The organism is Aeromonas sp. ASNIH1, assembly GCF_002934285.1.
In the GTDB taxonomy this organism is placed as follows: Bacteria; Pseudomonadota; Gammaproteobacteria; order Enterobacterales; family Aeromonadaceae; genus Aeromonas; species Aeromonas caviae.
On record NZ_CP026228.1, the window covers coordinates 919,617 to 943,539 of the forward strand.

26 protein-coding genes are annotated in these 23,923 nt (G+C 62.5%); 9 read left to right on the top strand and 17 right to left on the bottom strand.

From position 1 onward, the window contains the following. Positions 1-55: 55 nt before the first annotated feature. The 4 genes from C2U37_RS04410 to glnK all read right to left on the bottom strand — a co-directional run bounded on the left by C2U37_RS04410 (position 56) and on the right by glnK (position 4,370). Positions 56-1,090 carry an ABC transporter ATP-binding protein gene (locus C2U37_RS04410; RefSeq protein ID WP_104451894.1) on the bottom strand — a complete coding sequence of 345 codons (1,035 nt, stop codon included), beginning with the start codon at positions 1,088-1,090 and terminating at the stop codon, positions 56-58. Between the two features lie 40 nt (positions 1,091-1,130). Continuing rightward, positions 1,131-2,756 carry an ABC transporter permease gene (locus tag C2U37_RS04415; RefSeq protein WP_104451895.1) on the bottom strand — a complete coding sequence of 542 codons (1,626 nt, stop codon included), beginning with the start codon at positions 2,754-2,756 and terminating at the stop codon, positions 1,131-1,133. Positions 2,757-2,795: 39 nt separating this feature from the next. After that, positions 2,796-3,803, bottom strand: coding sequence for a Fe(3+) ABC transporter substrate-binding protein (locus tag C2U37_RS04420; RefSeq protein WP_039039971.1), 1,008 nt, complete (start codon positions 3,801-3,803; stop codon positions 2,796-2,798). A 228-nt stretch (positions 3,804-4,031) separates the two neighbouring features. Then, positions 4,032-4,370: a P-II family nitrogen regulator gene (gene glnK / locus C2U37_RS04425; RefSeq protein WP_005332325.1), complete on the bottom strand. Its 339-nt coding sequence runs from the start codon at positions 4,368-4,370 to the stop codon at positions 4,032-4,034. A 201-nt stretch (positions 4,371-4,571) separates the two neighbouring features. Between glnK and arfB the strand changes: the two genes are divergently transcribed. Further along, positions 4,572-4,988 carry an alternative ribosome rescue aminoacyl-tRNA hydrolase ArfB gene (arfB, locus tag C2U37_RS04430; RefSeq protein WP_010673067.1) on the top strand — a complete coding sequence of 139 codons (417 nt, stop codon included), beginning with the start codon at positions 4,572-4,574 and terminating at the stop codon, positions 4,986-4,988. 26 nt (positions 4,989-5,014) lie between these two features. Beyond that, positions 5,015-5,509 (top strand): methylated-DNA--[protein]-cysteine S-methyltransferase, encoded by a 495-nt coding sequence (locus tag C2U37_RS04435; protein WP_104453185.1) that lies wholly within the window; start codon positions 5,015-5,017, stop codon positions 5,507-5,509. Between the two features lie 606 nt (positions 5,510-6,115). Here the strand turns inward: C2U37_RS04435 and C2U37_RS04440 are convergent. From C2U37_RS04440 to C2U37_RS04470, 7 genes are all read right to left on the bottom strand, one after another. Beyond that, positions 6,116-7,312, bottom strand: coding sequence for a NupC/NupG family nucleoside CNT transporter (locus C2U37_RS04440; RefSeq protein ID WP_041214468.1), 1,197 nt, complete (start codon positions 7,310-7,312; stop codon positions 6,116-6,118). Between the two features lie 182 nt (positions 7,313-7,494). Beyond that, complete coding sequence (locus tag C2U37_RS04445) at positions 7,495-8,430, bottom strand: LysR family transcriptional regulator (protein WP_199770531.1); 936 nt, start codon at positions 8,428-8,430, stop codon at positions 7,495-7,497. Positions 8,431-8,512: 82 nt separating this feature from the next. Then, a complete protein-coding gene (locus C2U37_RS04450; protein WP_010673063.1) occupies positions 8,513-9,049 on the bottom strand; it encodes a glutathione peroxidase in 537 nt (178 codons plus the stop codon). A gap of 59 nt (positions 9,050-9,108) precedes the next feature. Beyond that, positions 9,109-9,672 carry an NnrU family protein gene (locus C2U37_RS04455; protein ID WP_042014912.1) on the bottom strand — a complete coding sequence of 188 codons (564 nt, stop codon included), beginning with the start codon at positions 9,670-9,672 and terminating at the stop codon, positions 9,109-9,111. Positions 9,673-9,934: 262 nt separating this feature from the next. Then, complete coding sequence (locus C2U37_RS04460) at positions 9,935-11,068, bottom strand: glycerate kinase (protein WP_010673061.1); 1,134 nt, start codon at positions 11,066-11,068, stop codon at positions 9,935-9,937. Between the two features lie 9 nt (positions 11,069-11,077). Beyond that, on the bottom strand, positions 11,078-12,340 hold the full coding sequence (locus C2U37_RS04465) for a GntP family permease (protein ID WP_039039966.1): 1,263 nt from the start codon (positions 12,338-12,340) through the stop codon (positions 11,078-11,080). 119 nt (positions 12,341-12,459) lie between these two features. Continuing rightward, positions 12,460-13,575 carry a sugar diacid recognition domain-containing protein gene (locus tag C2U37_RS04470; protein ID WP_104451897.1) on the bottom strand — a complete coding sequence of 372 codons (1,116 nt, stop codon included), beginning with the start codon at positions 13,573-13,575 and terminating at the stop codon, positions 12,460-12,462. Between the two features lie 206 nt (positions 13,576-13,781). On the opposite strand from C2U37_RS04470, the gene C2U37_RS04475 reads away from it, so the two are divergent. The 3 genes from C2U37_RS04475 to C2U37_RS04485 all read left to right on the top strand — a co-directional run bounded on the left by C2U37_RS04475 (position 13,782) and on the right by C2U37_RS04485 (position 15,488). Beyond that, positions 13,782-14,156, top strand: coding sequence for a YacL family protein (locus tag C2U37_RS04475; protein ID WP_039039964.1), 375 nt, complete (start codon positions 13,782-13,784; stop codon positions 14,154-14,156). Positions 14,157-14,205: 49 nt separating this feature from the next. Then, entirely contained in the window at positions 14,206-14,496 is a 291-nt protein-coding gene (locus C2U37_RS04480) for a hypothetical protein (protein ID WP_039039963.1), read from the top strand. Positions 14,497-14,657: 161 nt separating this feature from the next. Beyond that, positions 14,658-15,488, top strand: coding sequence for a CPBP family intramembrane glutamic endopeptidase (locus C2U37_RS04485; RefSeq protein ID WP_104451898.1), 831 nt, complete (start codon positions 14,658-14,660; stop codon positions 15,486-15,488). 75 nt (positions 15,489-15,563) lie between these two features. On the opposite strand, the gene C2U37_RS04490 is transcribed toward C2U37_RS04485, so the two are convergent. The 5 genes from C2U37_RS04490 to C2U37_RS04510 form a co-directional block, all read right to left on the bottom strand. Then, positions 15,564-15,983 (bottom strand): DUF4426 domain-containing protein, encoded by a 420-nt coding sequence (locus C2U37_RS04490; RefSeq protein WP_029313762.1) that lies wholly within the window; start codon positions 15,981-15,983, stop codon positions 15,564-15,566. An 18-nt stretch (positions 15,984-16,001) separates the two neighbouring features. Then, complete coding sequence (yggU, locus tag C2U37_RS04495; RefSeq protein WP_010673054.1) at positions 16,002-16,301, bottom strand: DUF167 family protein YggU; 300 nt, start codon at positions 16,299-16,301, stop codon at positions 16,002-16,004. Continuing rightward, positions 16,301-16,852: a YggT family protein gene (locus C2U37_RS04500; RefSeq protein ID WP_010673053.1), complete on the bottom strand. Its 552-nt coding sequence runs from the start codon at positions 16,850-16,852 to the stop codon at positions 16,301-16,303. The genes yggU and C2U37_RS04500 overlap by 1 nt, the downstream gene beginning before the upstream one ends. 23 nt (positions 16,853-16,875) lie before the next feature. Then, positions 16,876-17,700, bottom strand: a complete 825-nt coding sequence (proC, locus tag C2U37_RS04505; RefSeq protein ID WP_041210938.1) for a pyrroline-5-carboxylate reductase — start codon at positions 17,698-17,700, stop codon at positions 16,876-16,878. Positions 17,701-17,822: 122 nt separating this feature from the next. Further along, complete coding sequence (locus C2U37_RS04510) at positions 17,823-18,524, bottom strand: YggS family pyridoxal phosphate-dependent enzyme (RefSeq protein WP_049636471.1); 702 nt, start codon at positions 18,522-18,524, stop codon at positions 17,823-17,825. Between the two features lie 39 nt (positions 18,525-18,563). On the opposite strand from C2U37_RS04510, the gene tapT reads away from it, so the two are divergent. From tapT to yaaA, 3 genes are read left to right on the top strand one after another with little or no spacing between them, the layout of a single operon-like run. Next, positions 18,564-19,598, top strand: a complete 1,035-nt coding sequence (gene tapT / locus C2U37_RS04515; protein ID WP_010673050.1) for a type IVa pilus ATPase TapT — start codon at positions 18,564-18,566, stop codon at positions 19,596-19,598. 23 nt (positions 19,599-19,621) lie between these two features. Then, entirely contained in the window at positions 19,622-20,731 is a 1,110-nt protein-coding gene (locus tag C2U37_RS04520) for a PilT/PilU family type 4a pilus ATPase (protein WP_042882153.1), read from the top strand. A 32-nt stretch (positions 20,732-20,763) separates the two neighbouring features. Beyond that, complete coding sequence (yaaA, locus tag C2U37_RS04525) at positions 20,764-21,537, top strand: peroxide stress protein YaaA (protein ID WP_104451899.1); 774 nt, start codon at positions 20,764-20,766, stop codon at positions 21,535-21,537. Positions 21,538-21,724: 187 nt separating this feature from the next. Here the strand turns inward: yaaA and srmB are convergent, their stop codons facing one another. Beyond that, on the bottom strand, positions 21,725-22,945 hold the full coding sequence (gene srmB / locus C2U37_RS04530; protein ID WP_041210934.1) for an ATP-dependent RNA helicase SrmB: 1,221 nt from the start codon (positions 22,943-22,945) through the stop codon (positions 21,725-21,727). 127 nt (positions 22,946-23,072) lie between these two features. On the opposite strand from srmB, the gene C2U37_RS04535 reads away from it, so the two are divergent. Beyond that, entirely contained in the window at positions 23,073-23,783 is a 711-nt protein-coding gene (locus C2U37_RS04535; RefSeq protein WP_104451900.1) for a tRNA1(Val) (adenine(37)-N6)-methyltransferase, read from the top strand. The last annotated feature ends 140 nt before the right edge of the window (positions 23,784-23,923 follow it).

The window sequence follows — 23,923 nt, forward strand, 5'->3', positions numbered from 1 at the left end:
GCGATTATAAACCAGCGCGCTTCCAGTTCATTGATTTCACGACAATACCACGCACTCATGGCAAGGGGTCAAACAACACCAGGGCATGAGGAGCCACGGTCACCCGCGCGCGCTCCCCTTCCAGGGGCTCACCGATGCTGGCTTCCAGTTGCTGGCCGCCACACTCCACCAGTACCCGACAGTGATGGCCCAGGAACTGTTGCTCACGCACCCGGATCTCACCGTCATCCGCCGCCGTCAGCGCCAACTGCTGGGGTCTGAGCATGAGCTGCAACCGCTCCCCCACCGCGCGGCCATGGGGCTCCTGACCGCAGATGGTTCCAAGGAGGGTCTGCACGCAGTGGCTGTCCACCACCTCGGCCGCCAGATAGTTGACCCCGCCGAGAAACTCCGCCACGAAGCGGTTCCCGGGGCGGCGATAGAGCTGCTCCGGCTCCCCCACCTGTTCGATGCGACCGGCGCGAAACAGAGCCAGCCGGTCGGCGAAGGCGAAGGCCTCTTCCTTGCTGTGGCTGACGAAGATGGCACCAATGCCTTGCTGTTTGAGCAGGGCGCGGATCTCGAGGATCAGTTTCATCCGCACCTGGGTGTCGATGTTGGAGAAGGGCTCGTCCAGCAGCATCAGGCGCGGCTTGCACACCAGGGCGCGGGCGATGGCCACCCGCTGCTGCTGGCCGCCGGAGAGCTGGTGGGGATAGCGCTCCCCCAATCCCTGCAGGTTGACCAGCGCCAGCGCCTCTTCCACCTGCTGCTGGCGGCTGCCGCGATCCTGCCCGGTCAGGCCGAAGCCGACGTTCTCGGCCACCGTCAGGTGAGGAAAGAGAGCGTAATCCTGGAAGATCATGCCGATATGGCGGGCCTCCGGCGGCACACTCACTCCGGGGGCATCGAGCAGGGTCTCTCCCAGCCGGATCTCCCCCTGGGCCAGGGGCAGCAGACCGGCCACCGCCTTGAGCAGCGTGGTCTTGCCACAGCCGCTGGCCCCCAGCAGACAGACGATCTCGTTGTCGGCCACCTGCAGGGAGAGCTGCTCCAGCACGGGGCGGCCATTGTAGTGACAGCTGACCTTCTCGATATTCAGGCAGGACAAGGTTCTTTTCCTCTCGCGTAGTGATGCCGGACGGGGCCGCTCAATGGCCTGGACCATCCAGGGTACGGTTGATCCACAGCAGGGGAATCAGCCCCACCAGCACGATGACGATGGCACCGAGCGCCCCCCGCTCCAGCATCTCGTCCGAGACGAACTGATAGACGTGGGTCGCCAGGGTTTCGAAGTTGAACGGCCGCAGCAGCAGGGCGGCGGGCAGCTCCTTCATGGATTCGATGAACACCAGCATGGCGCCGGCAAAGAGGCCGCGCCGTACCAGCGGCAGGTGAATGCGACGCAGCATGCCGCCCGCCCCCTGCCCCAGAGAGCGGGCCGCCATGTCGAGGCTGGGGGAGATCTTGCTCATGCTGCTCTCCACCGACCCGATGGCGATGGCCACGAAGCGCACCAGATAACCGAACACGATGGCGGTGAGGGTGCCGGTCAGGAGCAGACCGGGGCCCGGCATCCCGAGCCACTCGGCCAGATCGTTGATGCCAAAATCAAGGGCCGTGAGCGGCACCAGCACGCCGATGGCCAGCACGGTCCCCGGCATGGCATAGCCCATGGCGGCGAGGCGCAGGGGCAGCAGGCTGCGAGTCCCCCCATCGAGGCGACGGAAGAAGCCGAGCAGCAGGGCAATGGCCATGGCCAGCAGGGCGGTCAGGGCCGAGATGGCAAGGCTGTTGCCCGCAAAGCGCACGAATTCGGGCGTCCACGACAGCGCGAAGTAACGCACCCCGTAATCGAACAGGATGACGAACGGCAGGGCGAACCCCGCCAGCACCAGGCCCCAGCACCAGAGCCCGGCCAGCACGCCCCTCAGGCCCCCGAGGGGGTAACGCAGGGGCTGCTCGAAGCCCATGGACTTCTGGAACACCTGCTGGCGCTGGCGGGAGCGGCGCTCCAGCGCGATGAGCAGCACCACCGCCAGCAGCATCAGACAGGAGAGCTTGGCGGCGGTCGCCAGGCTGCCGTAGCCTAGCCAGGTGTCGTAGATGGCGGTGGTCAGGGTATTGATGGCAAAGAAGTGGACGGTGGCAAAGTCCGCCAGAGTTTCCATCGCGACCAGAGATGCCCCCACCATGATGGCCGGGCGGGCCAGGGGGAGGCTCAGGCGGCGAAAGCTCTGCCAGGGGGTGCAGCCGAGCAGACGGCTGGAGTGAATGAGGCTGACCGACTGCTCCAGGAAGGAGGCCCGTGCCAGCAGATAGACATAGGGGAAGAGCACCAGCGCCAGCACCCAGGCGGCGCCCCCGAGGGAGCGAATGGCCGGGAACCAGTAGTCGGTCGGTCCCTGCCAGCCAAACAGGGCACGCAGCCCCGCCTGCAGCGGGCCCGAGTAGTCGAGCAGGTCGGTATAGACGTAGGCAACGATATAGGAGGGCATCGCCATGGGCAGCATCAGCGCCCATTGCAGGGCGCGGCGCCCCGGCACCTCGCACATGGCAACCAGCCAGGCGGTGGGCACTCCGAACAGCAGGCTGAGGCAGACCACCCCCAGCACCAGACCGGACGTGTTTCGCAGATAGTCGGGCAGTACGGTATCGGCGAGGTGGGCAAACAGTTCCCCATCAGCCGAGAAGGCGGAGAAGACCAGGGCGAGTACCGGCAAACCCAGCAGCAGGGCGGTGGCCCAGCTGCCGGCAATCCATCCAAAATGTTTCATGAGTCCACAGAAGTTGATGGGGCCGTTGGCCCCATCTGATTACAAGTCGAATTTCACTTCATCCAGCAGTTGCAAGGCGTCCTTGCGGTGCTTGGCATAATCGCTGACCGGCATGGGGTCAGACTTGAACGTGCCCCAGGACTTGACCATGGCAGAAGGCTCGACCCCCGCCTTGACCGGGTACTCGGCATTCACATCCGCATACATGTGCTGGGCGGTATCCCCGGAGAGGAACTCCATCAGCTTCTGTGCTGCATCCTTGTTCTTGGCATACTTGGTCATGGCCACGCCGCTCACGTTGACGTGGGCACCGCGATCACCCTGGTTCGGGAAGTTGATTTCCACCGCGTCGGCCCAGGACTTCTGCGCCGGATCCTTCAACATGGCACCCAGGTAGTAGCTGTTGCCCAGGGAGACATCACAGATGCCGTCCTTGATCGCCTTGACCTGATCACGGTCGTTGCCCTGGGGCTTGCGCGCCAGGTTGGCCTTGACCCCTTCCAGCCAGGTCTTGGTATCCGCCATGCCGTGATGGGCAATCATGGACGAAACCAGCGCCACATTGTACTCGTGCTTGCCGCTACGGGTACAAATTTTTCCTTTGAATTCAGGCTTGACCAGATCTTCGTAGCGGATGGTGTCGAGCTTGCCGAGACGCTCCTTGCTGGAGTAGATGGCACGCACCCGGGTGGTCAGGGCGAACCAGCGGTTGTCCGGATCGCGATAGATGGAGGGGATGTTCTCCTGCAGCGTCTTGCTGTCCACCGGCTGCACCAGGTCCTTGTCCACCAGCTCGGTCAGACGGCTGATGTCCACGGTCAGCATCAGATCGGCCGGAGAGAGCTTGCCTTCCCGTTCCAGACGCTCGTTCAGCCCCTCTTTGGCAAACACCACATTGACCTTGATCCCGGTCTCCTTCTCGAACTGCTGGATGATGGGCTTGATCAGCTCATCCTGACGGTTCGAGTAGACGTTTACCTCCTGGGCGGCGAACGCCGACTGGGCGACAAGCGTGGAGAAAGCCAGTGCCAACATCTTCATTTTCATCATCCGTTCCTTGTCTGCGTAAAGAGTGATAACCATTTTCGTTTGCATTCTGCATGAATCGGGAGGAGAGGATCAAGGCGGTTTGCTGGGTTGGAACGATCTATTTAATCAGCGGCCAAACAAAAAGACCGGATGGAATCCCATCCGGTCTTTCGACGACCACCCATTCACACTGTCGGCAGAACCTGCCCGGACCTTTGCCCGACCCGGCTGGGCAAAGGAGCGTACTCAGAGCGCCTCGTCGTCGCTCTCGCCAGTACGAATGCGCACCGCTTGCAGCAGGTCATAGACGAAAATCTTGCCGTCACCGATCTTGCCGGTATAGGCCGCCTTGCAGATGGCCTCGATCACCCCTTCGACGTTCTCGTCTGCGGTGGCGATCTCCAGCTTCACCTTCGGCAGAAAGTCGACCTGGTACTCGGCCCCCCGGTATAATTCGGTGTGCCCCTTCTGGCGACCAAAACCCTTCACTTCGGAGACGGTCAGGCCTTCCACCCCCAGGTTGGCGATGGCCTCGCGCACGTCGTCCAACTTGAAAGGTTTGATAATCGCAGTAATCAGCTTCATCTGGTTGCTCCCAATCCATGGTATGTCACGAATGGGTCATCAATTCTTGTGCCAATTATTTTTATCGTTTATTTTCATATAGATAGATATGACACTCTGAGCCAGAAAGGCTCAGGATCACCAAGGAAGCGCATCTCGCCCCATAATGAGGCACCAAGCTGCACCAGACTCCCTTGATGCACCAAATGAGAGCATCACCCCATGTTAGTCATCTCCAACAGCGTGATCATCCCCTGGCATGAACTGCAATTCCAGACCATGCGGGCCCAGGGCAATGGCGGCCAGCACGTCAACAAGACCGACTCCGCCGTCTGGCTGCGCTTCGATTATCGCGACTCCCCCAGCCTGCCGCCGCTCTACAAGGAGGGACTGGAGCGGCTCAGCGACAGCCGGGTTCACGACGGCTTCATCCAGATCAGGGTCGAGACCCATCGCAGCCAGGACATGAATCGCAAGGAGGCCATGAGCCGCCTGACCGAGCTGCTGAAAAAAGCCGCCTGGCGCCCCAAGGCCCGCCACGCCACCAAGCCGACCCGCAGCTCCCAACGCAAGCGGGTCGATGCCAAGAAACGCAAGGGAGAGATCAAATCCACCCGCGGCAAGCCCGTGCTGGAGTGACCTGCCACAAGCCCGAGGACAAGAGAATGCAGTACAGCTTTTGTGAATGCGCCAAGGGGCCCCTGCTCATCGCCATCGATGGGGCCGGGCTGCGCCACGTGGAATTCATGCAAGGGGAGCGCCCCGTCCTGCCGCAACCGGAGTGGCAGCGGGATGATGCCGCCCTGGCCCCCTTCATCGAGCAGTTTGCCGCCTACTTTGCCGGCCGCCTGCGGCGCTTCGATCTCCCCCTGGCCGCCACGGGCACACCATTCCAGCAGGCCGTGTGGCGGGCGTTGTGCGACATTCCCTACGGCGAGACCGTCAGCTACCTCCAGATTGCAGAGGCCATCGGCAACCCCAGGGCCGTGCGGGCGGTGGGCGCCGCCAACGGCCGCAATCCCCTCAGCATCATAGTGCCCTGCCACAGGGTCATAGGGCGCAGCGGTGAACTGACCGGCTACGGGGGAGGCATCCCCATCAAGCGCTGGTTGCTGGCACTGGAGCAGGAAACCGCAGACCACTTCGCGCTGACCCCATGAAAGGGCGCGCCTCCTGTCAAATGCGGGTTGCGGGTGCAGGCACCACAGACCACAGGCCACTCGCGCGGATCCTCTGACGAGCGGCATCTCCATCACATACGAGTTGCTGGTCCCAACAGCAGACCGAAGGCGGCGTTGCACTACCCATGACGGGTAACACCACAATTACATGCTAGTTGCTTGCCATCTGGCAGTATGGTTGCGTGATGTGTTGAGCCATCAACGGGATAATCTGCCGCCGGATCCGCCCCATGGCAGGAGCATGCCCACCGCCCCGATTCATCTTTCCTTTGAGCCGCACAACAAAATAAATCGCTGATTATTTATTTTATTTCAGCATCAAACATTTAAAAATCACATTACCGCAGCATTTCGAAAATGAACACAGTATGAAGAATCGCCTCAGAAGCGCTTCAGAGAGCATCAGGCATCATGGCTTCACACTTGGATGGGACGGCTCATCCCTCATTCAGGTGGCACCCATGTGACGCTTCCAATCTGTCTTTTCCCCGCGCCTCCCCAGAGGCGCTTTTTTTGCCTGCAAGCGGGTGCAAAAAAGCCCGCCGAAGCGGGCAATGACCGGAAGGTGCTGACTTCCAGGGTCTATCAGAGGGCGAGGAACAAGCCTGCCAGGGAGGCGCTCATCAGGTTTGCCAGCACCCCCGCCAGGATGGCGCGCATGCCGTAGCGGGCGATGAAGGACTTGCGCTCCGGCACCATGGCCCCCAGGCCGCCGATGAGGATCGCCATGGAAGAGATGTTGGCGAAACCGCACAGGGCGAAGGTGACGATGGCCTTGCTCGACTCGTTCAAGGTCTGATCCTGCACCAGGGCAATGAAGGCGACGAACTCGTTGATGACGATCTTGGTGCCGATCAGGGCACCGGCCGCCTGGGCCTGATCCCAGGGGACGCCGATGAGCCAGGAGACGGGGGCAAACAGCCAGCCCAGGATGATCTGGAAGCTCAGCTCCAGCCCCACCAGGTCGCCGGCCCAGCCCAGCAGGCCGTTGAGCAGGGCGATCACGCCGACGAAGGCCAGCAGGGTCGCCCCCACGGCGACGGCGATGTTGAGACCCGCCATGGCGCCATCGGCTGCCGCTTCAATGACGTTGGTGGCGCGGGGGATCTCCACGTCTTCGTGGTGATCTTCCTCTTGCGCGGCGGGCGGCACCAGGATCTTGGCCATGGCAAGCCCGGCAGGGGCGGACATGAAGGCCGCCGCAATCAGGTATTTCAGCTCGACCCCGATGCTGGCGTAGCCCACCAGGGTGCCGCCGGCTACCGAGGCCAGCCCGCAGCTCATCACCGCAAAGAACTGGGAATCGGACATCCTGGAGAGATAGGGTTTGACCACCAGCGGCGCTTCCACCATGCCGACGAAGATGTTGGCGGTGGCAGAGAGGCTCTCGGCGCGGCCGGTGCCCAGCAATTTCTGCAGGCCGCCGCCGAGCAGGGCGATCACTTTGGGCATCAGGCCGATGTGATAGAGGATGGCGATCAGCGCGGAGAAGAAGATGATCACCGGCAGCACGTTGAAGGCGAAGATGAAACCGAGTTTGAACTTGGCCAGATCCCCGAACAGGAAGGCAATCCCCTCCTGGCCGTAGCCGATGACGCTGCTGACGCTCTCGCTGACACCGTTCAAGACCTGCTGACCGGCGGGCAGCCAGAGCACCAGGGCGGCGAAGAGCACTTGCAGGCAGAGGGCAAAGCCCACTGTTCGCAACGGGATACGACGACGATTATCAGAGCAGAGTGCGGCCAGGGCCAGGATGCTCAGGATACCAAGCAGGGCAATCATGGGGATTCCATCCAGTGAGGCTGAAGATGGGCGCGGATTCTGCTCCCCTCCCCTCACCGCCGCAACCCTGCCGGGTTACAACCCTGTTAGCAAAAACGTTTGCACGATATCGGTTGCGCCAACTGACTGATTTGACACAACTTTGAAACCGCACTCACGCCAGTGTTCTTGTATGGAAACGATTATTCCTCGGTGCCGGACAATTTCCCCCCGAGCCAGGGTGCGAGTCGCTGCGCCCAGTAGGGCCCGGGTCCGAAGCTCTCCTTGAGGAAGTCGATGAACAGCCGGATCTTGGGATCCAGATGCTCTCGCCTGGCATAGACGGCGTGCACCGCCATCTTCTGGTTCGGTTGCCACTGGGGCAGCAGAGGGATGAGCTGACCAGATTGCAGCTCCTTGTCCAGCAGGTAGTTGGCCACATAGGCGATGCCGAGCCCGGCCAGGGCGGCGTCCCGCACCGCTTCCGCCAGATCCACCCGATAGTTGCCCGCCACCTGCACCTTCTGGCGCTCCTTGCCCTGGCGAAATGACCACTCGTGGTAGCGACGCTCCCGGCTCTGGTAGGTGATGCAATTGTGATGGGCCAGATCCCTGGGGTGCAGTGGCGTGCCGTGACTCAGCAGATAATCCGGCGAGGCCACCAGCACGAAACCGATGTCTGCGAGTCGCTGCCCGACCAGGGACTCGGGTTTGTCCTCGTAGGTGGTGATCCAGAGATCCAGCCCCTCATCCACCAGATTGGTGCGGTGATCGAACAGGGACACCTCCAGCTCCAGATCCGGATAACGTGCCTGAAACGCCTTGAGGCGCGGGATCACGTGCAATCGCCCGAAGGATTGACCAACCCCCAGATGGAGCACGCCGCTCACCTTGCCACGGCGCTCCGCCACCATGGACTCCGCCTCCAGTGCCACCGCTACCAGAGCGCGGCAGTGGCGGGCATACTCCTGACCCAGTTCGGTGAGCCCGAAACGGCGGGTAGTGCGCTGTACCAGCTGGGCGCCGAGCGCGGTTTCCAGCAGGGCGAGCTGCTTGCTGATGTGGGATTTGGAGACCCCGAGGCGGCGCGCAGCCGCCGAGATGCCCTGTTCACGAACCAGGGCATCGAAGATCACCATTTGGGGAAGACGTTGCAGCACGGTGTCACCGGAGTGGATGGCGGGGCTGCATTATTCCAGAGTGGCCCGCCATGGGGTAGGGTCAGTGCCCCAGGGCATCGATGATCTGCTGTTTGAGAGGATCATCCGACGGATTCTGGTTGGCGCCATAGCTCGCAATCAGCTTGCCGTCCCGCCCGACCAGGTACTTGTGGAAGTTCCAGTTGGGCGCATCACCGTCGGCAGCCGCGGCCAGCCCCTTGAACAGCGGCACTGCATCCGAACCCCGCACCGCCACCCGGTTGAACATGGGGAAGGTCACCCCGTAGTCCCGGCGGCACACCTCGGCGGTTTTGTTCTCGTTGCCCGCCTCCTGCCAGAAATCGTTGGAGGGGAAGCCCAACACCATCAGTCCCTTCTCCTTGTAGCCCTGATAGAGGGCTTCCAGATCCCGGAACTGACCGCTGTAACCGCAGTAGGAGGCGGTGTTGACCACCAGCACCACCTTGCCCTCGGTCAACTGGCAGAGGTTGTGGCGCTGGGTGCTGTTGAGCTCCCGCATCTCCACGTTGAAGTAATCGGGGCAGGCGGCAGAGACCGCGCCCGAGCCGAGCATCAGCAGCAGGGTGAACCATTTCATCGACATGACTCCCATTGTTTTGTCCATCATACGCAAGACCCCGGAATCTGGTTCAGGGATCAGTGCAGGGGGATCCCGGTCAGCCAGCCGTGTCCCCAGAAGATAAGCAGAGCCGTGAGGGCCAGCCCCGCCCCCAGACTGATCCCCGTCCCCTGCCAGGTGGCGGCGGCACGAGGGTGACGACCCCACTCCCGCATCGAAATCCAGACGATGCTGATGAGAGCCCAGAGACCGAGCCCGCCAAACAGCACCAGAGAACGCGCCTCGCTGTTCACCGCCAGATGGGCCCCCGACCAGAGCAGCACCCCGAGCAGCTGGGGATGCACCAGCCAACGACGGAAATGGTTCGCCCCCTGCCCCGCACACAGCAGGACAAGGGCGATCGGCATGATCCCCATCACCAGGGTGGGCCCCCAGACAGGCAGAAAATAGAGGGGCATGGGACTGGCACTGCGCCAGCCTGCGAGGATGCAGCCGATGGCGACGAACACCAGCAGCGAGAAGAGCCCCTTGTAGCGGTTCTCCCCCAGCCGATCCCGCAGACGGGCGCGGTGCTGTGCCGCGAAACAGGGGTAAAGATGGGTCAGGGTGAACAACACCACCCCCAGGGTCAGCAGGATCATGGCTCGCACCTCGCATATTGCCCCCCGGAATGGGAAGCCCTCCCTCAGGCGGGCCTTGTTTCTCGTGGCTCCCTCACTGTCGGGAGATCACTATGCCGCAAAGCCCCTTGTCAGAATACAAAAACCATATGAAAGACAGCAGGATAATAAAAAAAAGCCGACCCAAGGATCGGCAAGTGCGTCAGAGGTGCCACGCCGGGCCGCTCACTCTGCTGCACGGGGCAGGGTCAGGCCGATGCACCGCATCGGCCAGGAGAAAGGGTCATTTGCGCAGCAGGTAGAGAGCCGCCACGTTGCGGGCCGTGAGCTGCAGGTTGGTGGTGGCGGTGGCCAGCGCCTCCGGCAGGGACATGGCCCGATTGACCACGGCGAACACCGCATCCAGCCCGTGCTCATGCACCACGCCGCAGTCATCGGTGAGGCATCCGGCGATGCCGATCACCGGCTTGCCGAACTGCTTGGCACAGCGAGCCACCCCGATGGGCGTCTTGCCGTGGATGGTCTGGCTGTCGATGCGGCCCTCGCCGGTGATGACCAGATCCGCATCGGCCACCGCCTCGGCCAGGTTCAGCGCCTCAATGACGATCCGGATGCCGGGTTTGAGCTCGGCGCCGAGCAGCCCCACCAGGGCTGCCCCCATGCCGCCTGCGGCCCCCGTTCCCGGGATCTCCTTCACCTGCTTGCCAAGCGCCTGCTCGATGCAGTCCGCGTAACGGGCCAGATTGGCATCCAGCTCGGCCACCATCTCGGGAGTTGCCCCCTTCTGCGGACCGAACACGGCGGACGCCCCTTTGGGGCCGCACAGCGGATTGTCCACGTCGCAGGCCACCTCGATGGTGAGTCCGCTCAGACGTGGATCCAGCCCGCTCAGGTCGATGGTGGCCAGCTCGGCCAGACCGGCACCGCCCGGCGCGATGGGGGTACCATCTGCTTTCAGGAGCTTGCCGCCGAGTGCCTGGATCATGCCGGCACCGCCGTCATTGGTGGCGCTGCCGCCGATGCCGAGGATGAGGTGGTTCACCCCCATCTCCAGCGCGGCCAGGATCAACTCCCCGGTGCCGACACTGGAGGTGAGCCGCGGATTGCGCAGCTCGGGCGCCACCAGATGGAGGCCGGAGGCCGCCGCCATCTCGATGACGGCGCGCTTGCCATCCCCCAGCAGGCCCACGAAGCCCTGCACCCTGTTACCGAGGGGGGCGGTCACCTCGACCGGCAGGATGCGACCACCGGTGGCATCCACCAGAGACTGCACCGTCCCCTCGCCGCCATCGGCCATGGGCAGCTTGACGTAGGTGGCATCCGGCAGCACCTGCTTGAAACCGGCCTCGATGGCATCGGCCACCGCCATGGCGCTCAGGCTCTCCTTGAATGAATCGGGGGCGATCACAATTTTCATATCAGTTCCTTAGGCGAGGCCAAACACGCCAAACATCAGGGTGGAGACAACGGCGATGGTCAGACCGACCGCGGTTTCGTAGGGGATGAGCTTGAGTCGCTCGCCGACGCCCATGTGGACGCTGCCGCCGGTGGCATGGAAGAAGGAGCCGTGGGGCATGTGGTCAAACACGGTGGCGCCGGCGTGGATCATGGCGGCCCCTGCCAGGCTGCTGATCCCCAGTTCAATCAGAGTGGCGCTGAACACGTTGGAGGCCACCACGGTCCCGGCCGTGGTCGAGGCGGTCGCCAGCGACATCAGGGCACCGGAGATGGGGGCCAGCAGATAGGAGGGCAGACCGGAGGCGGTCAGGCCGCTGATGAGCACATCTTTCAGGCCGGAGTTGGCGATGATACCCGCCAGGGTCCCCGTCCCCAGCAGCATGATGGCCACCGGCGCCATGCGGGCCAGGCCCGAGACGGCAAACTGGTTCACCTTGGTGAACTTGCCCATCATCAGGGCCCCCACCAGGCCGCCGAGGGGCAGCGCAATGAGCGGGTCCACCACGATGCCGGCGATGGGACGCAGGGCCAGCAGCAGGATGGCGACCAGGGGCGCACTGATGGCGGCGGCAAAGCCGGGCAACTTGGCACCGTCAAAGCTCACTACCTCGTCGGCCGCCACCTTGCTGCCCCGGTTGTTGAGGCGCTTGGCGAGCCAGTAGGCCATCACCAGACCGAACAGGCCGGGAATGATGCCCGCCGCCATCACCGAGGTGAGAGGCAGGTGGAAGGCGTCGGCTGCCGCGATGGCGTTGGGGTTGGGAGACATGACGTTGCCCGCCTTGCCACCGCCTATCATCGCCAGCAGGATGGCCGCCTTGGAGAGATCGGCACGGCGGGCGATGGCCAGCGCAATGGGGGCGACCGTGATGACGGCCACGTCCACGAAGACGCCGACCGCGGTCAGGATCAGGGTGGCCAGCGCCAGGGCCAGCAGGGCGCGGGTTTCGCCGAGTTTCTTGACGATGGTCTCGGCGATGGTGGTGGCGGCGCCCGATTCGATGAGCACCCCGGCCAGCACACCCGCCGCCAGGATCCGCATCACCGCCGTGGTGATCCCCTGGGCGCCGCCGATCATCAGGGCGACGGTCTGGGTCAGGTCAGCGCCACCGATCAGGCCACCGGCCAGGGCACCGACGATCATGCCGTAAGCGGGCGGCACCTTCTTCAGGATGAGGAAGATGGCGATGGAAAGCGCGGCGAGCGCGCCGAGCGCGGAGACTGGGATCATGACGGGCACCTTGTTGTTGTAATGAGTGGCGCCATTATGGGGATCCCCGCCAGGAATGCTTTGGCCATAAAACCAAAAAAAGCATTTACCGGCCTTGTATTTTTGTTGGAAAAGACAAGTCAGCTATCGAGACTGAGCCCGAGATAGAGCAGAAACTTGTCATCTAACTTGCTGAAATTCAAGCCAGTTATCTGCTCTATCCGGGTCAGTCGATAACGCAGGGTGTTGGGGTGAATGAACAGGGCTTCGGCACAGGGATGCAGATCACAATCCTGCAAGAAATATTGGCGCAGCGTCTTTTGCAGCGTTCCCTTTGTGTCCTCCTGCGCCAGCTTTTGCAGCGGAGCCCGCAGCTGATCCGCCTGCCAGGAGTCCGCCAGGGTGCCGAGCAGCACTGAAAGCCGGTAATCCTCGAAGAAATAGACCTGCTTGCGGGGCGACTGGCGCATGCCACGGCGCAAGGTGTCTCGCGCCGTCTGGTAGGAGAGCGCCAGCCCGGGGATGCCGGCGAAGTAATCACCCACCCCGATGCGAACCTTGAAATGGGGAATACGGGAGAGCAGCTGCCGGATCCGGCTGCGCTCCTGCGCCGACTGCCAGACGCCGTCGCTGAGCTGGGCGGGTTTGAGCACCACTATCTCGTCCAGGCCGTTGATGGCCACCAGGTTGTCCCGCTCCGGGTTTTCCAGCAGGTGAACCAGCTCCCTCACCTGGGCGGGCTCGGCCTCCTCCAGCGCCAGCACGGCCACCACCCGGGGCTGGGCGAGATCCAGCTCGAGGAAGCGGGCCACCTGTTGCAGTTGATCGGCCCGCCCTTCGCCGCGAATGAGCTGCAACACCAGCTCCTCCTTGTGGCGCTTGTCCCACTGCAACTGCTCGGTGAGTGCCGCCTGTTCCAGGATGAGCTCGGCGGTCATGCGCACCAGCTCGGCGTAAGCACGCACGATGTCCGGATCCCCAGAGATGCCGATGACGCCGAGCAGCTCCCCCTGATAGGCGATGGGCAGGTTGATGCCAGGCCTCACCCCCTTGAGCTCCCGGGCGGTGGCCTCGCTTATCTCCACCACCCGGTTCTCGGTCAGGGCCAGCACGGCCCCCTCGTGGCGCTGGTGCAGCCGCTCCGGATTGCCGGACGCAATGATGAGTCCCCGCTCATCCATGACATTGACCGAGAACGAGAGGATCTTCATCGCCCGGCTGACTATCTGATGCGCGAGCGCGTCGTTGAGCTGCATTGCCTCTCCATACCATTCGTTGACAGGGTCCCCGGCATGCGCCATCACCGGGATCACCCGTTAAAGATCCCACATCATCAAGACAAGCGCGGGGGGGATCGCTAGAATAGGCCACTTTACGCTATCAGTGCCCCACCATGGATCAAGGATCCGGCATCATGCCGCTTTGCGCCGTGGTGGTTTCACCCTCCGATATGGACTCCGCTATGGATTATGAATTTCGCCGCGACCCGTTCGGTGGCTATCGCGCCCGGTTCTCCATGGGCCATGAAGCCATCGGCCAGTGGTTGATCGACGAGGTGGGCAAGGACGAGGAGAAGCTCGACGAGCTGTTCGCCATCATCGACCAGCTCTCCAGCCGGGCCCGCACCGAATACCGGCTGCTGGGGGGCGACTACTCCCTGCTGCTGACCCACGAGGAAGCCGAGGTGAAGGCCAATGTCCTCAATATCGAGCAGGACGAGGATCTCGACGATCTCGCCTACTACGATGATGAACAGCTGGCCATGTGCGGGCTGGAAGATTTTGCCCAGGTACTCGGCTCCTGGCGCGCCTTTATCCGCAACGAGGATATGGGCTGATTACCCCCATTCGGGCGAGCATGCCCCTTGCAACCCAACAGGATTGACTATGTCCATTTACGATTTTGATGACGAACTGCCGGAAGACGAGCTGGATCAACCGAAGAAACCCGCCCAGCCCAAGAAGAAGGGCAAGCAGGTGCTGAACACCCAGGTCAACCTGAGCCCGCGCGATGCCAGCCGCCTGAACGGCATGCACGTCGAGGCCATCACCACTCTGGATGACGTCAGTCTGCCGAAGAACGTCATCTTCAAGGCCGGTCTCATCGCCCTGGGCGAGCTGGAAGCCAGCAAACGCGCCGACATCATCGCCCGGGTCATCGCCGAGTCCGGTCGCTGATACGGGAAGACCATCGCCTCTCTCGGTGACATCTTGCCGCCGCCCAAGCCGGAGCCCAGCTCCGGCTTTTCATTGCGCGTCTTCTGCCGGCCAGTCCCTTTTCCTTGAACCAGACCATGGGGATCGTTAAGGTGCGCCCTTCATTCATACAAGGAGACTCGATGTTACCACTCCCCGATATCCTCATCTGGCTCGTCCTGGGGCTCGCCGTACTCTGCTGCCTCGCCCGCCGGACCAGGCCCGGCATGCTCCTGCTGGGACTAGCCCTGCTCACCGCCCTCTGGCTTGAGCGACTCGCGCCCCTCGCCGCTCTTGTCAGCCTCGCCGGTCTGCTGCTGGCCTGGCGTACCCCCACCCTGCCCCCACCCTGGCGTGGCGTCGCACTGACGCTGATCCTGCTGTGGTCCCTCGCCCTGACGCTGCATCTGGTGCCCGGCTTTGACAATCTCAGGGTGCTCGACAAGGTACAGGCGGGCCCGGCCAGCGTGCCCTTCACCCTCTACCTCAATCTGGACAAGCCGCTCATTTTCTTCGCCCTGCTGCTGGCCGTCCCCGGCCTGCTCGGCCCGGGTGGAACGATGCGCTGGCGGCCGCTGGCCCTGCTCATCCTGCCGCTCGCGGCCCTGCTCATCACCGCCTGGCAACTGGGCGCCCTCAAACCCGAAGCGGGACTGCCCCACTGGTGGTGGCTGTTCGCATTCAACAACCTGCTGTTCACCTGTGTGGCGGAAGAAGCGCTGTTCCGGGGATGCATCCAGCAAGGGGTGGCAAGCCGAAGCACGCCCTGGGCAGGTCTCCTGGTCGCCAGCCTGCTGTTCGGCGCAGCCCATCTTGCCGGGGGCCCGTTGCTGGTGTTGTTCGCCGCGCTGGCGGGGGCCTGCTATGGCCTGGCGTTCCAGCTGAGCGGGCGCCTCAGTATCGCCATCCTGCTCCACTTCCTGTTCAACTTCGCCCACCTGGCCCTGTTTACCTATCCCCTGGCCAGCCACTGACGTCGAGCACCGATTCACCGGGCAAAAAAATGCCCCGCCCCCGTGGGGGCAGGGCATCTGCATTCCCCCTGCAATCTAGTCGACGTAGAAGGTCTGCTGGAAGGTCAGCGTCTGCTGCTGCCCCTCCCCCATGATCTTCAGGGTGAACTGATAGGTGTCCTCATTGCGATAGGGCAGCACAGCCAGGTAATAGATGGCATTCCCCTCTTTCACCTCCTGAAAATTCAGGGTGCGAAGGGTGCCGGTCAGATTGCGGGCTTCGCCGCTGATCCCCACCGCCTGTGCCACCCCCTGCTTGTTCTGCACCGCGATATTGACGATGCCGTTATAGCGGCTGCGCTCCAGGCCATAGGTCCTGGCTACCTCGGGGGTGAGGAAGCTGGAGTTGAACGCGCTGTAGTGCACTTTCCAGGGGCCCAGCTCCTGCATCTGCTCAGCCCGCAGCGGCAGCGTCATCAGGAGTGCCAGCAGGCAACTCATCCAGGCTGTTTTCATGATGTCATCCCTCTCGTATCAACCCTGATTATCGAGCAGAGCGGCTATCTCGGCGGGGATCTGCTTTGGCGCGTCGATGGCGACCGTCTTGTGCCGACCCAGCTCCCCCCGCAGGATGCGAACCTGCCCCTTGGCCACCTTGCACTGCTTGGCCAGGTACTTGATCAGGTGACTGTTGGCCTGACCATCCACCGGCGGTGCCGTGATGGCCACTTTCAACTCGTCACCGTGCAATCCGATGATCTGATCCCGGCTCGCCTTGGGCTGGATCATCAGATGCAACACCAGCTCGTCCCCTTCCAGCAGGACGGCGGGCATCAGATCATCCACCACAACTGGCCGAACAGATCCCCCATCAGGTAGTTGATGGCCTGCAGCGCGATGAAGGCGACCAGCACGGAGAGATCCAGCCCGCCCAGTGCAGGCAGGATGCGGCGAATGGGGGCCAGGAAGGGTTCAGTGAGCTGGTGCATCACGTATTCAATGGGGTTGCGACCCTGGCTGACCCAGCTCAGGATGGCGCGGATAAGCAGGATCCAGAAGATCATGGAACCCGCTTTCTTCAGCACGGTGAGCGTCGCAAACAGACAGAGAGTGAGCCAGTCCGCCTGCAGCACATTCATGCTCTTGAGCAGGACCAATTTGCCAAAGGCGATCAGCAGCGCCAGCAGCACAGAGGCCATGTCCAGCCCGCCAAAACCCGGGATGACGCGGCGCAGGGGCACCACCAGCGGGTTGGTCAGCTTGACCACCATCTGGCTCATGGGGTTGTAGAAGTCGGCCCGCGCCCACTGCAGCCAGACCCGCAGCAGCACCACCATGAGGTAGAGATCAAAGACAGTGTTAATCAAAAAGTAAGCCGTGTTCATCCGGGCTCCTTGCTAAAAGGGATTCAGAAAAGGGTTTCCATTTCGCCGGCCCGGGTAACGGCCGCCTGCATGGCTCTTGCGGTCAGCGGCATCAGCCCCTGCTCCTGGAATGTCTTGACGGCCTCGGCCGTGGTCCCGCCCTTGCTGGTCACCTGCTCGCGCAGGGTCTGCAGCGACAGCTCGGGATTCTGCTCCACCATGGCGGCCGCTCCCAGGGCGGTTTGCTGCACCAGCAGGCGGGCCTGCTCCGGCGTAAAGCCCATGGCCTCGGCCTCCTCGGCAATCGCCTGCATGAACAGGAAGAAGTAGGCCGGGGCACTGCCCGCCGCCGCAATGACGCCGTTGATGCCGGCCTCCTCATCCACCCAGAGGGTCTTGCCCACGGATTGCATCATCTGTTCGGCCACCGCCCGATCGGCCTGCCCGATGGCGGGCGGTGCATAGAGCCCGGTCATCCCCAGCCCCAGCAAGGAGGGGGTGTTGGGCATGGTGCGAATGATGCGATCGTGACCGCCTGCCATCTCCTGCAAGCGCGCGACGCGAATGCCGGCGGCGATGGAGATGAGCAACTTGCCATCCAGCGAGCCAAGCTCGGCCACCAGCGCCGTCAGCATGCCCGCCATCAGCTGGGGCTTGACCGCCAGCACGATCACCTCGGCCTCCCGGGCCGCCTCGGCGTTGTCCTGGGTGATACGGATGCCGAACTGGCTGGCCAGTTCGTCCAGCTTGGGGCGGCTGGGATTGGCGGCGATGATACGCTCTGCCGGGTAACCCGCCTGGATGAGGCCGGCAATGATACTGCGGCTCATGTTGCCTGCCCCGATGAAGGCGAGGGTTCTCTGCTGCATCAAACACTCCTGTTACTGACATCGCAGCGGATGCCGACCCAGCCTGTGCGGGCTGACAGCATCACACGCGCCTGTTTACCTGAAAAAAGCACGACCGGGGTGTTTCTCGCCCCGGCTCTTGCTCATGAATAGTCACGGGCCCCGAAGATGGCGGTCCCGACCCGCACCATGGTGCTGCCATGGGCAATGGCAGGCTCGAGATCCTCGGTCATTCCCATCGAAAGGGTGTCGACGCTCGGGTATTGTTGCGCAAGCTCGGTGAACAGAGCCTGCATGCGCGCCATCTGGGCCGCCAGCACCCCCTCGTCGCGGGTATGCTCGGGGATGGCCATCAGACCGCGCAACCGCAGCCGCTCGCTTTGGGCTACCAGGGAGGCCAGGCGGAAAATCTCTTGCTCCGACGTACCGGATTTGCTGCTCTCTCCGCTAATATTGATTTGCAGACAGATATTTAGCGGCGCGAGCCCACCCGGTCTCTGATTGTTGAGGCGTTCGATGAGCTTGTCGCGATCGACACTTTGAACCCAGTCGAACCGCTCCGCCACCAGCTTGGACTTGTTCGATTGCAGCGGGCCGATAAAGTGCCACTCTATGTCTGTACAGGCGTTCTGTTCGCGCAAGGCATCAATCTTGAGCGCGGCCTCCTGGGCGTAGGATTCGCCAAAGCGCCGCTGACCGGCGGCATAGGCAGCCTGAATGTCCCCCAGCGGCTTGGTTTTGCTGACAGCAAGCAACTGGATGTGATCTGGGCTGCGGCCAACACGCCGGGCAGCCTCTACAATACGTTCCTTTACCTGAAGCAGGTGCTGGGCAATCTGGCTCATATTTCGTTCGTAATCTTGTGATGGGAGAATAACAAATCTATGGATATCACAGAGTTATTGGCATTCAGTGTAAAGCATAAGGCCTCGGATCTACACCTCTCGGCCGGGGTCCCCCCGATGATCAGGGTTGATGGGGAGGTTCGCAAGATCAATTTGCCCGCCCTGGATCACCGGGAAGTCCATGCTCTCATTTACGACATCATGAATGACCACCAGCGCAAGGAGCTGGAGGAGAACTTCGAGGTGGACTTCTCCTTCGAAGTGCCCGGCATGGCACGCTTTCGGGTCAACGCCTTCCAGCAGGCGCGCGGCTCGGGCGCCGTGTTTCGTACCATCCCGAGCACCGTTCTGACCCTGGACGATCTGGGGGCGCCGGAGATATTTCGCAAGATAGCGGAGTACCCTCGCGGCCTGGTGCTGGTGACTGGGCCCACCGGCTCGGGCAAATCCACCACCCTGGCCGCCATGGTCGATTACATCAATGACAACTTCCACCACCACATCCTCACCATCGAGGATCCCATCGAATTCGTGCACGAGAACAAGCGCTGCCTGGTGAACCAGCGGGAAGTACACCGCGACACCAAGAGCTTCAGCAACGCCCTGCGCTCGGCCCTGCGGGAAGACCCGGATATCATCCTGGTAGGTGAAATGCGGGACCTCGAAACCATCCGTCTCGCCATGACCGCCGCCGAAACCGGTCACCTGGTGTTTGGCACCCTGCACACCTCCTCGGCTGCCAAGACCATCGACCGTATCATCGACGTCTTCCCCGGCTCGGAGAAGGACATGGTGCGATCCATGCTCTCCGAATCCCTGCGGGCGGTCATCTCCCAGACCCTGCTCAAGCGTATCGGTGGCGGCCGGGTGGCGGCCCACGAGATCATGCTGGGGATCCCGGCGGTGCGAAACCTCATCCGGGAAGACAAGGTGGCCCAGCTCTATTCCGTCATCCAGACCGGGATGACCCACGGCATGCAGACCATGGACCAGAGCCTCAAGCAGCTGGTCAACCGGGGGGTCGTCGCCTCCCTCGATGCCAAGGCCAAGGCGGTCGATCCCAATACCATTTAAGCTCGCACACCCAAGGAGTCGCCATGAACATGGATGTTCTGCTCGCCGCACTGGTTGAACAAAAGGGCTCGGATCTCTTCATCACGGTCGATGCTCCCCCGACCCTCAAGGTCAACGGGCGTCTGGTGTCGCTCGGACCAGCCCCCCTCGACAAGACGACGGCGCTGGCGTTGATCAGGGAGAGCCTGGACGAGACCCACTTCGAGCGCTTCCTGCACACCCGCGAGGCCAACTACGCCATCCAGCGAGGCTCGCTGGGGCGCTTTCGGGTCAGCGCCTTCTGGCAACAGGATATGCCGGGCATGGTGCTGCGCCGCATCGAGACCCGCATCCCCACCTTTGACGAGCTGGTGCTGCCTCCCATCCTGCAGGAGGTCGCCATGGCCAAACGCGGGCTGGTGCTTTTCGTCGGCGCCACCGGTGCCGGCAAGTCCACCACCCAGGCGGCCATGATCGGCTTTCGCAACCAGCACGGTGACGGCCACATCCTGACGGTGGAGGATCCGGTGGAGTTCGTCCATCAGCACGATCGCTGTCTGGTGACCCAGCGGGAGGTGGGGATCGACACCGCATCCTTCGATGTCGCCCTCAAAAACTCCCTGCGCCAGGCCCCGGATGTCATCCTCATCGGTGAAATCCGCTCCCAGGAGACCATGGAGTTCGCCATCCAGTTCGCCGAGACGGGGCACCTCTGCCTCGCCACCTTGCACGCCAACAATGCCAACCAGGCGCTGGATCGCATCCTGCATCTGGTCCCCCAGGAGAAGCACCGCCAGTTCCTGTTCGATCTCTCCTTCAACCTGCGCGCCATCGTCGCCCAGCAGCTGCTCCCCTCCGCTCATGGGCAGCGCCGGGTCGCCGCCTTCGAGATCCTGCTCAACACCCCGCTCGTCACCGACATCATCCGCAAGGGAGAGATGCACAGACTCAAGGAGGTGATGACCAAATCCGGCGAGCTCGGCATGCAGACCTTCGATCAGGCGCTGTTCACCCTGTTCTGCGCCGGCCAAATTGGCTACAGTGAGGCCCTTGCCCATGCCGACTCCGCCAACGACCTGCGACTGCTCATCAAGCTGTCGGGTCGCGAGCAGCTGGGCGCAGGCACTCTCGACAACGTGACCCTGGATGAATGAGGGGCGTGCGTCACCGCTAGTAAAGGACAGTTATGCTGATTGTGGTTTCCCCGGCCAAGACGCTGGATTACGAGTCACCCCTGGTGACCTCCCGTTTCACCCAACCCGAACTGCTGGACCACTCCGCAGCACTGATCACCCGGGCTCGTCAACTGAGCCCGGACCAGATCGCCAGCCTGATGAAGATCAGCGACAAGCTCGCCGGCCTCAACGCCGCCCGCTTTGCCGAGTGGCAGCCTGACTTCACGCCGGCCAACGCCCGCCAGGCGCTGCTGGCCTTCAAGGGGGACGTCTACACCGGTCTGGCCGTAGAAGATTTCAGCGAGGCCGACCTCGACTTTGCCCAGGCCCACCTGCGCATGCTCTCCGGCCTTTATGGCGTACTGCGGCCGCTTGACCTCATGATGCCCTACCGCCTGGAGATGGGGATTAGGCTGGAGAACCCGCGCGGCAAGGACCTCTACCAGTTCTGGGGCGACATCATCACTGAGCACCTGAACAAGGCGCTGGCGGCCCAGGGGGACGACGTACTGATCAACCTCGCCTCCGACGAGTATTTCAAGTCGGTGCGCCCGAAAGCCCTGCAGGGGCGCATCATCACCCCGGTCTTCAAGAACGAGAAGAACGGCCAGTTCAAGATCATCAGCTTCTACGCCAAGAAGGCCCGCGGCATGATGGCACGCCACATCATCAAGCATCGGCTCACCCGGGTGGAACAGCTGACCGGTTTCAATGCCGACGGCTACTACTTCGTACCGGAAGAGTCCGACGCCAATACCCTGATGTTCAAGCGCGCTGAAAATTAATTACACATTCAAGGGAACCAAGTCGGAGATCCTCGGGTCTGACTCTGTGAATCCTCTGTTGTAAGCACTTTTTGTTGGCCGACGTCCTTGCGTCGGCTTTTTTCTGCGCCTCTCTCAGGCCACTCCCCAGGCAGCAGACAGCAAAACGGCCATCCTGGGATGGCCGTTTCAACTGTGCTCGGGGGCATTACTTCTTTTTCTTCTTTGCCGACTTCTTGGCATCCTTCGGCTTTTTCTTCTTCACCGGCACCCGCGCTTCCTTGTGTCTGGGGCGCAGCTCATCGATCACCCGGCGCTTGAGGCGCTCCTCGGTGTAGCGTTCGATCTTGGCGACCATGGCCATGTCGTGAGCTTCCACCAGGCTGATGGCGCAGCCACGGTTGCCGGCACGACCGGTACGACCGATGCGGTGCACATAGACATCCGCACCGTAGGGCATGTCGTAGTTGATGACATGACTGACGTTCGGCAGGTCGATGCCGCGGGCGGCCACGTCGGTGGCGATGAGGAAGGGCACCTCCCCTTCGTGGAACTTGCGGATAGACTCGATGCGCTTGGCCTGCTCCATCTCGCCACGGATCCAGGCGCAGGGCACGCCTGCCGCCTGCAACTGGCCGGAAAGCTCCGCCAGTCGCTCACGGGTCTTGACGAAGATGATGGCCTTCTGGGTCTCCGGGTTTTTCAGGATGTGCACCAGCAGAGCCAACTTGTGGGCGGCATCATCGGCCAGGTGGATCCACTGGGTGATGGGGCGGCGCTCGCTGCGGGGCGGCTCGGCGTGCAGCTCAACCGGGTCTTTGAGGATCTCGCTCGCAAACTTCTCGAGGCCGGCCCCTTCCAGGGTGGCGGAGAAGAGCATGGTGTGCTTGCGGTAGCGCGCCTCTTCCACGATGCGGTTCACGTCCTTGATGAAGCCCATGTCCAGCATCCGGTCCGCTTCATCCAGCACCAGCACCTCGATGTCGTGGCTCTCGAACTCCTCTTTCTCGATGTACTCGAGCAGACGACCAGGGGTGGCCACCACGATGTCGGTGGTCTTGGTCAGGGCAGGCAGCTGCTCTTCATGGCTGACACCACCGATGATGGTCTCGATGCTGAGATGGGTGTGCACCGCCAGGGCCTTGGCGTGAGCACTCACCTGCAGCGCGAGCTCGCGGGTCGGAGTCAGGATCAGCATGCGGCACGGACCCGGCTTGCGGCGCGGGAAGTCCAGCAGGTGCTGCATCGCGGGCAGCAGGAAGGCGGCGGTCTTGCCGGTTCCGGTCGGCGCAGAGGCCAGAATATCGCGGCCGTCCAGGGCTGGCTCCAGCACCATCTGCTGGATGGTGGTGGGGCGGGTGAAACCCATCTCGGCCAAGGCCCGACTGAGGGCTGGATTCAGGTCGAAATCATCAAAGGACTGGCTCATGGCAATACTCGGTCATTAAGGAAGCGGCAGATTATAGGCGATTATGCCGCCGGCTCCTATGGTGACTGTGGCTTAGCCGCTATAATCGCCGGCCATTTTCCGCGGGCAGGCACAGGAGGAGGGCCGAATGGGGCGCAACAACGGTTTCACGTTCAAGCAATTTCACATCGATCACGACCGCTGCGCCATGAAGGTCGGTACGGACGGCATTTTGCTGGGAGCCTGGGCGCCGGTCGACAACGCCCGCCGGGTGCTGGACATCGGCACCGGCAGCGGCCTCATCGCCCTGATGCTGGCCCAGCGCAGTACGAACGGCTGCCACATAGACGGGGTGGAGCTGGATAAGGATGCAGCCATGCAGGCCCAGGAGAATGTGGCGGCCTCCCCCTGGCGTGAGCGGGTCACCATCATAGAGAGCGCCATTCAGGATCACCTCGCCCCCCCTTACGATCTCATCGTCTCCAACCCGCCCTATTTCCCGGCAGGCCAGACACTCCGCGATCCGGCCAGGGCTCTGGCCCGTCATACCGGGGGGCTCGCCCCCAGGGGATTGCTGGCCGCCAGCGATCGCCTGCTGAGCCGTACCGGGCAACTGGCCCTGGTGCTGCCCACGGCGATGGCGGATGAAATTTTATGCATTTCGTCGAGTTATGATCTGTATGAGCGTTGTTATCTGGCTGTTACTACCAGAGAGGGGAAAGAGGCAAATCGTGTTTTATTGCTGCTTGGCAGAGGATTAAATAAGTGTGAGAGGGGTGAAATTGTGATCCATTCTGCCACGGGAGGCTATTCCGACAGATATATCCAACTAACCAACCCCTTCTATTTGAAGATGTAAATTTTGCCTTGAACTATTTTTTCACATCATTATGCTGACTGCTAAATGAGCGCCCGCTCAAGACCAGTTCAAACCACTGGTCGCGATGAAAAAACCAGCGGGGCTCTTTTTTTTACCCCCGGAAAGTGCCGGTCAATGAC